12 protein-coding genes are annotated in these 10,462 nt (G+C 60.7%); 3 read left to right on the plus strand and 9 right to left on the minus strand.

The window, feature by feature from the left end; genetic code table 11:
- Positions 1-23 precede the first annotated feature (23 nt).
- The 4 genes from sulP (QZ511_RS07570) to QZ511_RS07585 form a co-directional block, all read right to left on the minus strand.
- The gene (gene sulP, locus QZ511_RS07570) at positions 24-1,754 is read right to left on the minus strand and encodes a SulP family inorganic anion transporter (RefSeq protein ID WP_295801289.1); all 1,731 of its coding nucleotides are present in this window, start codon (positions 1,752-1,754) and stop codon (positions 24-26) included.
- Between the two features lie 92 nt (positions 1,755-1,846).
- On the minus strand, positions 1,847-2,275 hold the full coding sequence (locus QZ511_RS07575) for a YeeE/YedE family protein (RefSeq protein ID WP_295801291.1): 429 nt from the start codon (positions 2,273-2,275) through the stop codon (positions 1,847-1,849).
- A 4-nt stretch (positions 2,276-2,279) separates the two neighbouring features.
- Complete coding sequence (locus QZ511_RS07580; protein WP_295801293.1) at positions 2,280-2,714, minus strand: YeeE/YedE thiosulfate transporter family protein; 435 nt, start codon at positions 2,712-2,714, stop codon at positions 2,280-2,282.
- Positions 2,715-2,723: 9 nt separating this feature from the next.
- Complete coding sequence (locus QZ511_RS07585; protein ID WP_295801295.1) at positions 2,724-3,038, minus strand: metalloregulator ArsR/SmtB family transcription factor; 315 nt, start codon at positions 3,036-3,038, stop codon at positions 2,724-2,726.
- Between the two features lie 115 nt (positions 3,039-3,153).
- Here QZ511_RS07585 and QZ511_RS07590 point away from each other — a divergent pair, with 115 nt between their 5' ends.
- Genes QZ511_RS07590 through sulP (QZ511_RS07600) form a run of 3 tightly spaced genes read left to right on the plus strand, consistent with a single transcriptional unit; the run spans position 3,154 to position 6,281 of the window.
- Positions 3,154-4,032 carry an MBL fold metallo-hydrolase gene (locus QZ511_RS07590; protein WP_295801297.1) on the plus strand — a complete coding sequence of 293 codons (879 nt, stop codon included), beginning with the start codon at positions 3,154-3,156 and terminating at the stop codon, positions 4,030-4,032.
- A 38-nt stretch (positions 4,033-4,070) separates the two neighbouring features.
- A complete protein-coding gene (locus QZ511_RS07595) occupies positions 4,071-4,478 on the plus strand; it encodes a TIGR01244 family sulfur transferase (protein WP_295801298.1) in 408 nt (135 codons plus the stop codon).
- A gap of 12 nt (positions 4,479-4,490) precedes the next feature.
- Positions 4,491-6,281 carry a SulP family inorganic anion transporter gene (gene sulP / locus QZ511_RS07600; protein WP_295801301.1) on the plus strand — a complete coding sequence of 597 codons (1,791 nt, stop codon included), beginning with the start codon at positions 4,491-4,493 and terminating at the stop codon, positions 6,279-6,281.
- A gap of 21 nt (positions 6,282-6,302) precedes the next feature.
- Here the strand turns inward: sulP (QZ511_RS07600) and QZ511_RS07605 are convergent, their stop codons facing one another.
- The 5 genes from QZ511_RS07605 to ahpF form a co-directional block, all read right to left on the minus strand.
- Positions 6,303-6,857, minus strand: coding sequence for a DUF1415 domain-containing protein (locus QZ511_RS07605; protein WP_295801303.1), 555 nt, complete (start codon positions 6,855-6,857; stop codon positions 6,303-6,305).
- Between the two features lie 30 nt (positions 6,858-6,887).
- Complete coding sequence (locus QZ511_RS07610; protein WP_295801304.1) at positions 6,888-7,433, minus strand: DUF2058 domain-containing protein; 546 nt, start codon at positions 7,431-7,433, stop codon at positions 6,888-6,890.
- Between the two features lie 124 nt (positions 7,434-7,557).
- Positions 7,558-7,755, minus strand: coding sequence for a hypothetical protein (locus QZ511_RS07615; protein WP_295801305.1), 198 nt, complete (start codon positions 7,753-7,755; stop codon positions 7,558-7,560).
- A 24-nt stretch (positions 7,756-7,779) separates the two neighbouring features.
- The gene (locus QZ511_RS07620; RefSeq protein ID WP_295801307.1) at positions 7,780-8,358 is read right to left on the minus strand and encodes a YceI family protein; all 579 of its coding nucleotides are present in this window, start codon (positions 8,356-8,358) and stop codon (positions 7,780-7,782) included.
- 285 nt (positions 8,359-8,643) lie between these two features.
- On the minus strand, positions 8,644-10,263 hold the full coding sequence (gene ahpF / locus QZ511_RS07625) for an alkyl hydroperoxide reductase subunit F (RefSeq protein ID WP_295801309.1): 1,620 nt from the start codon (positions 10,261-10,263) through the stop codon (positions 8,644-8,646).
- Between the last annotated feature and the right edge of the window lie 199 nt (positions 10,264-10,462).

The following is a 10,462-nucleotide window of genomic DNA, read 5'->3' on the forward strand; positions in this document are numbered from 1 at the left end:
ATCGGTGGCGCGCGTACAGGAGTTTATGCCGGCTCTTCAAGCGGCGGCGGTTCCTCATCGCTGTGCTGCAGTGCCAGTTCGGCGATATAGGATGAGAGGAAAATTCTTCCGGTGAGCTTTTCCAGCAAGCGGGAGCGGCTCAGTCGGTCCAGTACCGGTCCTTTGACCTCGGACAGGTGCAGGCGGATACTGCGGCTTCTCAGGTCCTTGTTGATCTGTTGCAGCCGCTCGAGCGCGGTGCCATCGATTCGGCTCACCGACGACAGGATCAGCACCAGGTCGCGGGTGTCCGGGTGGCGTTTGAGTTCGCTCAGCAGGCGGTCTTCCACCGCGCTGATATTGCTGAAAAACAGGCTTTCGTCGATGCGCAGGAACAGGATCTCCCGGTGGGTTTCCACGTCGTGGCGCAGCACATTGCGGAAGTGCTCGGTGCCGGGCACCCGGCCGACCACCGCGATATGCGGTCGGCTGCTGCGCCAGATCAATGTGGCAAAAGACAGCCCGATACCGAGGGCGATACCCACCTCCACGCCAAACAGCAGTACCCCGGCAAAGGTGCACAGCATGGCGATGCCATCGGTGCGGTCATAACGCCAGTTGTGAATGAAGCCGGGAAAATCAAACAGGCTGGCGGCGGCGACAATGATGATTGCCGCCAGCACGGTCAGTGGCAGCTCGCTGAATATTCCGGTCAGGTACAGCAGTACCGGCACCATCACCAGGGCGGCGAGCACACCCGCCAGGGGCGATACGGCACCGGCCTCCGCATTGACCGCGGTGCGCGAAAAGCTGCCCGCTACCGGCAGTCCGCCAGACAGCGAGCTGGTGATATTGGCGGCGCCCAGACCCAGTAGCTCGCCGTCGGCATTGAGGCGCTCACCCCGGCGCGCCGCCAGGGCCTGGGCGATGGAAAGACTTTCCACGAAAGTGAGCAGGGCGATGATCAGCGCCGGCAGCAGCAGCCGGTACATCAGGCTCCAGTTCCAGTCCGGAATCACTACCCCGGGCAGGCCAGCGGGGATTTCGCCCACGATGTCGAGCTTGTCGCCGAGCTCCAGCCAGTGCACCAGCGCGATTGCACACAGCACCAGCAACATGGGCATCAGCCGCGCGCCAAGCCGCGCAAGCTGTTTGCGCAGCCCGAGGCGGAACAGCAGCATCGGCAACCACAGGCGGCTGAAGATCAGAATTGCGGCGGTGGCGACACCGAAGATCATGGTGGGCAGGTGCGCATCCGGAAGGTGCTCGATCACATGCAGCAGCTTTACCGAGGCGGTATCGCCGTCCGCTTTCACGCCAAGCAGTGCCGGCAGCTGCCCGACAATAATCAGGGCGGCGGCACCGGAAACGAACCCGCTGATTACCGGATGGCTGAGCAGGTTGGACAGGGCGCCGAGCTTGAACAGGCCCATGGTAAACAGGAAAACACCGCTCAGTAGCGTCAGTACGATCGCGGCGCCGATGTATTCGGGGCTGCCGATGGTGGCCAGGGGGGTGAGGGCGGAAACCGTCATCAGCGAGAGAACGGCGGCGGGGCCAACCGACATGGCGCTGCTGCTGCCAAAGGCTGCATAGGCAATCAGCGGTACCAGGCTGGCGTACAGCCCCACGTGTGGCGGCAGGCCCGCCAGCAGTGCATACGCCAGGCCCTGGGGCACCAGCAGCATGCCGGAAACCAGCGCTGCGGTGATATCAGCGGGCAGCCACTGGCGGCGGTAGTTTTTCAGCCATTTGGGAATTAATCGTACCCGCATCACTTGTGCAGTTTTGTACCAGAGGCCGGATGGATTCCATCAGGATAGCCTCTGGCACAAGGGTGGGGCGAGATCTGCCCCGGCGGGGCCAGTTACCGCGCGCTGTGGCGGCTCTCGAGCCAGCGGAAAGCCAGCATGCCAGCCACCATCGCCAGTACAAATATCAGTCCGCCGGTTTTCAGGGCGCCGGTGGCCACGATACCCGGACCGGGGCAGAAACCGGCCAGTCCCCAGCCGATGCCGAATACCAGGCTGCCCAGCACCAGGCGCTTGTCGGTTTTGCGCTTGGCAGGCAGGTGCATCTCCCCCCCGAGCACGGCGGTCTGGCGTTTCTTGGCGAGGGTAAACGTGGGCAGGCCCACCGCGATGGCGCCGCCCATCACCAGCGCCAGGGAGGGGTCCCAGGCGCCGAACAGGTCGAGAAAGCCGAGTACCTTTTCCGGGTTGGCCATGCCGGAAAGCAGCAGTCCGAAGCTGAAAATCAGGCCGGATACAAAGGCGGAAAGAGTCGCTTTATTCATGATTTCAGGCTCCCAGCAAGTGGCGGACAACGTAGACAGTGGCAAAACCACCAAACATAAAGGCGACGGTGGCGCCCAGGGAGCGCGACGACATCCGCGACAGGCCGCAGACCCCGTGGCCGCTGGTACAGCCGGCGGCATAGCGGGTACCGATGCCCACCAGCAGGCCCGCGGCAATCAGCATCGGGGTGCTGGCATTGATCTCGATCGTGGGCAGGGCGTGGAACAGTCCCCAGATGGTGGGGCCCGCGAGCAGGCCGAGGATAAACGCGAACTGCCAGCCGCGATTGCCGCGGTCGTTGTTCAGCAGGCCGCCTAAAATGCCCGAGATGCCAGCGATACGGCCGTTCATCAGGATCAGCCAGGCACTGGCGATCCCGATCAGGATACCGCCGGCGAGGGCGGAAATGGGGGTAAATGCATTCCAGTCTATGTTCATGGTGGGGCGTTACTCCGCGCAGTACAGTTGAAACAAAGTTTGCAGAAGGGCCAGTACCCTCTGGTCGGCAACCCGGTAATAGACCCGCTTGCCTTCCCTGCGGGTGGTGACCAGGCCTTCGCGCCTCAGTACACCCAGTTGCTGGGACAGGCTGGGTTGGCGGATGTCCAGTCGCTCCTCGATATCGCTCACGCACAGCTCTTCCTGGCTCAACTGGCACAGCAGCAGCAGGCGATCCTGGTTGCCCAGGGAGCGCAGCATCGCGGAGGCCTCGGACGCGGAATCGCGCATTTTGTCGAGGCTAATTTCGGAGGTATCGGGCATCGCGTTCACTCTGGCGTCTTCGCTTGGGAAAACATTATATTGAAATATATAATATCAGCAAGTATATTGTTTGCCGTTAACGAACACTCAATGGGGATTACCCAGGAAGTAGATCATGACTGAATTAGACCATCGTCCACATGTTCAATCTTTCCTCGATGCCGATACCGAGACCTGGAGCTACGTAGTGTATGACCGCAAGGGCGGCAGCGCCGCGGTCATCGATGCGGTACTGGACTTTGACCAGGCCTCCGGGCGCACCAGCACCGAGGGCGCAGAAAAAATTGTCGCATTCGTGCGCGAGAACGACCTTGCGGTGGAGTGGGTACTGGAAACCCACGCCCATGCGGACCATCTCTCTGCGGCGCCATTTATCCGCCAGCAGCTCGGCGGCAAGATCGCCATCGGCGACCACATCCGCCAGGTGCAGGGCATCTTCCGCGACGTATTCAACCTGGAAAAAGAGTTCCTGGTTGATGGCTCCCAGTTTGACCACCTGTTCCACGACGGTGACACTTTCCAGATCGGCGACCTGCAAGCGCAGGTAATCTATGTGCCGGGACACACGCCGGCGGATATGGCGTGGCTGATTGGCGATGCGCTGTTTGTGGGCGACACCCTGTTCCTGCCGGATGTCGGCAGTGCCCGCTGCGACTTTCCCGGAGGCGACGCCCGCGCACTCTACAAGTCTGTACACAAGCTGTTGTCGATGCCGGAAGAGACCCGCATGTTCATGTGTCACGACTATCCGCCCAACGGTACCCGTGAGCACCAGTGCGAAACCACCGTGGGTGCGCAGAAGCGTGACAATATCCATCTGCACGAGGGCGTCAGTGAGGACGATTTCGTCAAGATGCGCAGCGAGCGCGATGCCACCCTGGGGATGCCGCGGCTGATCCTGCCGTCCATCCAGGTGAATATCCGCGCGGGCCAGATGCCTCCGGCGGAGGACAATGGCACCGTGTACCTGAAAGTACCGATCAACAAGCTTTGATCGCGATTGATTAGATTGAGTTAGTTGAGGAACCGGATATGGAACTCAAGACACTGGATTCACAGGTAAGCGTATCTGCCGAACCGGCACTGGCGCAGTTCGCCGAGCTGGCCAAGCTCGGCGTGGAAGTGGTGGTGTGCAACCGCCCGGAAAACGAGGCGGAAGGTCAGCCGAGCTTTGCTGAACTCGAGCAGGCGGTCACCGCGGCGGGGATGGCGTTTGTTGCCATTCCTTTTTCCCGCGGGCAGATGCAGCCGGCACACAGTGAGGAATTTGCCAAGCTGCTCAGCAGTGGTAAAAAAGTGCATGCCTTCTGCCGCACCGGCAACCGCTCCTGCAACCTGTGGGCGGCTGCGGGCTGCCTGAACGGGGTTGAAAAGCCGCAACTGCAACAGGCGGCACAGCAAGCCGGTTTTGACATCAGCGGTGTGCTGGTGACCTATTAAGGAATCCCGCCCGTGAAAGATGTCTCCAACCATGGCCCGGTGCGTACACTGGGCCGTTTCCTGCCGGCGGCCACCTGGCTGCCGGGTTACTCCCTGTCCGTATTGCACAAAGACCTGCTGGCAGCGGTGATCGTCACCATCATGCTGATCCCGCAGTCGCTGGCTTACGCGCTGTTGGCGGGACTGCCCGCGGAAGTGGGGCTCTATGCCAGCATGGCGCCGCTGGTGGCGTATGCACTATTTGGCAGCAGCCGCACCCTGTCGGTGGGGCCGGTGGCGGTCGCATCGCTGATGAGCGCCGCGGCACTCAGCCAGGTTGCCGCGCAGAACACCGCCGACTACCTGCTGGCGGCAATGCTGCTGGCGCTGCTGTCGGGGCTGTTTCTGTTGTTACTGGGGGTGCTGAGGCTCGGGTTCCTGGCCAATTTCCTGTCGCACCCGGTGATCTCCGGTTTTATCACGGCCTCGGGTATCCTGATCGCCTTCAGCCAGTTGAAGCACCTGATGGGGGTTTCCGCCCACGGGGATAACCTGCCGGAGCTGGTGGAGTCGATGGTTGCCGGAGTGGGGCAGACCAATATCTATTCCCTGTTGATTGGCGTCGCTGTAGTGGCGTTTCTGTTCTGGTCGCGCAAGGGTGCCGTTCGCCTGTTGCAGCGCTTTTCGGTATCCAAAAATGCCGCGGCTCTGCTGGTCAAGGCCGCGCCGGTGGTCGGGGTGATTGCCACGATTTTACTGGCCGCTGGCTTTGGCCTCGAGGGCAAGGGGGTCAAGCTGGTAGGGGAAATACCCAGTGGTCTGCCAAGTCTTGCCTGGCCGAACTTTTCCCTGGAACTGGTGCGGCAACTGGCGGTGCCGGCGATCATGATCTCGATCATCGGTTATGTGGAGTCCATCTCCGTGGGTAAAACCCTCGGTGCCAAACGCCGGCAGAAAATTGACATGAACCAGGAGCTGATCGGCCTCGGCAGTGCCAATATTGCCTCGGGGATATCCGGTGGTTTTCCGGTAACCGGCGGCTTTTCCCGTTCCGTGGTCAATTTTGACGCCGGCGCGGAAACCCAGATGGCCAGCGTTTTCACCGCGGTCGGCATAGCCCTGGCGGCCATGTTCCTGACCCCGTTCCTGTATTACCTGCCCAAGGCCACACTGGCGGCGACCATCATTGTGGCGGTGCTGTCGCTGGTGGATTTCTCGATCCTGAACAAGACCTGGCGCTATTCTCCCAGCGATTTTTTCGCAGTGTTGGTCACCATCGTGGTCACGTTGTTGTTCGGGGTGGAGATGGGGGTTTCCTGCGGTGTGCTGGCATCCATCGTGCTGTTTCTGTACCGCACCTCCAAGCCGCATATTGCGGAAGTGGGACTGGTGGACGGCACCGAGCATTTCCGCAATATCCAGCGTCACCAGGTGCGCACCCTGCCGCAGATACTGACGATCCGCGTGGATGAAAGCCTGATGTTCTCCAATGCGGCGTTCCTGGAGGAGCGAATCTATTCGGATATCGCAGCGACTCCGGAGGTGCGCCACGTGATCCTGATGTGCAGCGCCATCAACGAGATTGACTGGAGTGCACTGGAAACCCTGGAGTCCATCAACGAACAGCTGCAGGCGTCCGGGATCTGCTTCCATCTCTCGGAAGTGAAGGGGCCGGTGATGGACGCGCTGTCCCGCTGTGGCTTCCTGGGGGAGTTGTCGGGCAAGGTTTTCTTCACCCAGTACCAGGCATTTACCGCGCTGCGCGATCAACTGGACGGTTGCCCGCCGGAGGGTGTTATCGAGAACCCGGAGGTCGCCCGGTAGGGCGGTCTCTCTGATCCCGGATCAGCTGCTGAACAGATAGGGGAAAAGCGCGCGCTTTTCCTTGTCCGAGAGGGCTTCCACCCGCAGGATATTGTTGTGGGGGATACTCTCGGGATCCGGGTAATTTTCCAGGCCCCGCTCCAGGCTCTTTTCCCGCAGCAGGTGCAGGATCGGGTAGGGGGAGCGGTTGGTCAGGTTTTCCGAATCTTCCGGCCGGGTATCGGCAAACTGGTAGTGGGGATGGAAGCTGGCGATCTGGTAAATCCCTTCGTAGCCTTGCCGTTGCAACAGGCGTTCCGCCTCGCCGAGAAAAAAGTTGTAGTCGTGGAAGTCCCGCAAGTGTGTGGGCAGTATCAACAGGGTGGTTTCCACCTCCTGCTCCGAGGTGCGGTCGAGCACCGCAAATTCATCCTGCAATTCTTCCAGCAGTATCTCGTCGGTGGTGGCATCGCTCACCACAAAGCGAATCTGCCCCGCGCGCAGGGGCTTGCGCGCGAAAGGGCAGAGATTGAGTCCGACCACAACATCCTGTAGCCACTGTTCCACCTGGGCGATGATCGGGTCGCTGTCTGTCATTTTGATACCGCTTGAGTTACCGCGTCACTGTTACCACATCAGATCGTCGGGAATCTGGAATTCTGCATAGGGATCGTCCTCGTCCACCGCGTCGCTGCCTTCCGGCGGTTGCACCACCATGTTGGGATTGCGCTCGGCGATCTTCTCGGCGATGACCTTGGGTACCAGCTCGAAGTGTTCGCCTTCACCGACAACCAGCAGGCGTCCCGCGGTCAGGTGTTCCTGTACCGCCGCGGAAACGTAGATTTTTTTCACTTTCTTGTCGAAAGTGAAATGATAGGCGATGTCGTTCTGGCCGTTGGCGCCCTTGGGCTGCTTGTTGTGCTCGATCAACTGCTTGATCTGCGCGGCAATGGCCTTTTGCCGGGCGGCGGCTTCCCGCTCTGCATTCAGGGCTCGATCGCGGGCCGCTTTGTCGGCCCGCGCCTGTTCCGCGGCGAGCTGCGCTTCCCCCTTGCGGGTGTCGCCGGATTTCTTCGCGACCTTGTTCTGTTTGCGCTTGTCCTTGCCAATCTGTTTGGCAGTCTTTTTGTCGACCAGGCCGGCCTTTAGCAGTTGGTCCTGAAGTGATGCCATGGAGGGGAAACCTGTCTCTTCGCAGTGGAATGGCCCTGCATTTTAGCGGAAAGGCCAGCGGATTGCCCAAATTTGGCGGTGTAGGGTCAGGGTAGCGGAGGGCGGGGCGGGATCCGGGCGGCCACTAGGCCGGCACCGGAGGTTCGTGCACCGGGTGCGCGACGAGGAACGCGAGCATGGCATCGGTGACCGCCGCGAGCTGCGCCACCTGGTGTGAGCACATTTCCCCGTCGCAGAGGAAGCTGTGCAACAGCACCACGGCGGGTCCGGAGCCTCTGCTCTCGTAGTAGATATTCCGGCCCTGGTGGTGCGCCGTGGGCATTGCCGAGTGCTCCGGTTGGTCTTTTTACTGCTTGGTGAAAAGCAGCTTCACGGTTACCGGGACTATGGGGCTGATACTGTCGAGGCCAGCCACTTCCCGCAGTTTGTCGATGCCTTCCAGCAGTTTGTAGTTGCCAGCATTCACCGGAATCGGCGCATTGCTGGTGACCAGCAGTTGGCCGCCTTCCAGGGCGGTGACCTGCATATCTGCTTTCTCGGTCTGCTGCTCGCCGTGAATCTCCACCGTTACATCGGTCACTACAGTCATGGATTGGCCCGGCTTCAGCGCCTTCAGCTTGGCGGCATCCACCTGGGCAGTGATATTCGCCTCGGCGAAGCGGGTAGTCTCGAACAGCATTTGCTGCATGCGCTCATTGCGAATGGGAATATTGGTTTCCACGCTGGCGAGCTCGATGGTCAGCTGCGCCTTGCCGTCGTCACCGATGGTGCCGCTCATGGATTTGAAGTGGTGAACTTCAGAAATGGTGTTCTTCTTGACGGAGACAAAATTGACACTGGAATCGTCGCCGGCAAGTTGCCAGTCGGCAAAGGCGGAAACCGGCAGGGCCAGCAGTGACAACAGTGCAAGAGACTTTAGGGACATGGCGTAATTCTCCTGTTTCAGCCAGAGATAGGATGATAGTCAAAGCGGGCCGCCGCTGGGGTATCGAGCAAATCCGACCCATCAGTTCCAGGTGAGAAACACTATCAGTCGCGGCAAGCGCTGGCCAGTCAAGGATTGTAAAAAAGGAACATAAAAAAAGCCGGCTTGCGCCGGCTGCAATCATTGAGGATGTTTCCCAGTAGCGGCGGAAGGGGACTCCACCGGGGGGATCCGGATACCGCTGGGAAACCAGTATCCGGCAGGGGTTTGGGTGAGCCGTTTCCGTCAGCTCGCCATGGACAGGGCTTTACCGTCATTCCTTGGGGCTTCCTGCACCTGCTCCGGCACGGAAGTGCGGATCAGGTGGTCGAAAGCGCCCAGTGCCGCGGTTGCGCCCGCGCCCATGGAGATCACGATCTGCTTGTAGGGCACCGTGGTGGCATCGCCAGCGGCAAACACGCCGGGGATGGAGGTGGCGCCGCGGGTGTCGATCTCGATCTCGCCCACACGGTTCATCGCCACACCGCTGCCTTTCAGGAACTCGGTGTTCGGCACCAGTCCGATCTGCACGAACACACCCGCCAGCTCGAGCTTTTTGCTATCGCCACTCACGCGATCGGTGTACTGCAGTCCGTTGACCTTCTGGCCGTCGCCAAGCACCTCGGTGGTCTGCGCGTTGGTAATGATGTCCACATTCGGCAGCGACTGCGCCTTGCGCACCAACACCTCGTCTGCGCGCAGGATGTCGGCGAACTCCAGCACGGTCACATGCTTGACGATGCCCGCCAGGTCGATGGCCGCCTCGATACCGGAGTTACCGCCACCGATCACCGCCACATGCTTGCCCTTGAAGAAGGGACCGTCGCAGTGGGGGCAATAGGCCACACCCCTGGTGCGGTATTCCGCTTCACCCGGTACCCCCAGCTCGCGCCAGCGGGCACCGGTGGCGAGTACCACCGACTTGCTGGCGAGGGTGGCGCCACTCTGCAGTTGCAGCTCGATCATCTGCTCCCGCTTCAACTCTTGTTGGCTTAGCTGCGCCGCGCGCTGGCCGGTGATGATATCGACACCGTACTCCTTCACGTGCTGCTCAAGGCTCGCCGCCAGTTTCGGGCCCTCGGTGTAGGGCACGGAGATAAAATTCTCGATCCCCACGGTATCCATCACCTGGCCACCAAAGCGCTCCGCCACCAGCGCGGTACGGATACCCTTGCGCGCGGCATAGATTGCCGCCGCGGCACCGGCGGGACCACCGCCCAGCACCAGTACATCGTAGGGCTCTCTATCACTCAGTTCTTCTGCCTTGCGCTGTTCGGCCCCGGTATCGATCTTGGCCACGATTTCTTCCAGGCTCATGCGGCCCTGACCGAAGTGTTCGCCATTCAGGTATACGGAGGGCACCGCCATAATCTGGCGCTGGTCCACCTCGTCCTGGAACAGGGCACCATCGATCATCTCGTGGGTGATGTTCGGGTTCAGGGTTGCCATCAGGTTCAGCGCCTGCACCACGTCCGGGCAGTTCTGGCACGACAGCGAGATATAGGTTTCAAAATGGAATTCACCCTGAATATTACGGATCTGCTCCAGCAGCTCCGGATCCGCCTTCGACGGGTGGCCGCCCGCCTGCAGCAGCGCCAGTACCAGGGAAGTGAATTCGTGTCCCATGGGAATACCGGCAAAGCTGACGCGGGCGTTTTCACCGGCAGGGGCAATGGCCATGCTCGGGGTGCGCTTGCGGCTTTCCAGTTGCAGGGAAATCTTGTCTGACAGCTCGGCAATTTCGCTGGCCAGGCTGCTCAGTTCAACAGCCTTCGGGCTGCTGTCGGCGGACACACTGATCTCGATCGGATTGACGATATTCTGCAGATAGGTGTCCAGTTGTTTCTTTACGTTCGCGTCCAACATCGGTGTGTCCTGAATTTTGAAAAATGTGTTGTGGTTGCTGCGAAGGTGTCGGTACCGGGTGCAGCCTTGTGAGACCTTCGAAAAAAGGGACTTTTTCGAAGAGCCCCCAGGGATGGGTTCACGGCGTGTCTCACAAGGCTGCACCCGGTAGCGGCACCGCCACTGAAACAGTTCAGGGCGCAGCTTTGGTCGTAATCGC

The sequence above is a fragment of the uncultured Microbulbifer sp. genome (assembly GCF_913055755.1).
GTDB lineage: Bacteria > Pseudomonadota > Gammaproteobacteria > Pseudomonadales > Cellvibrionaceae > Microbulbifer.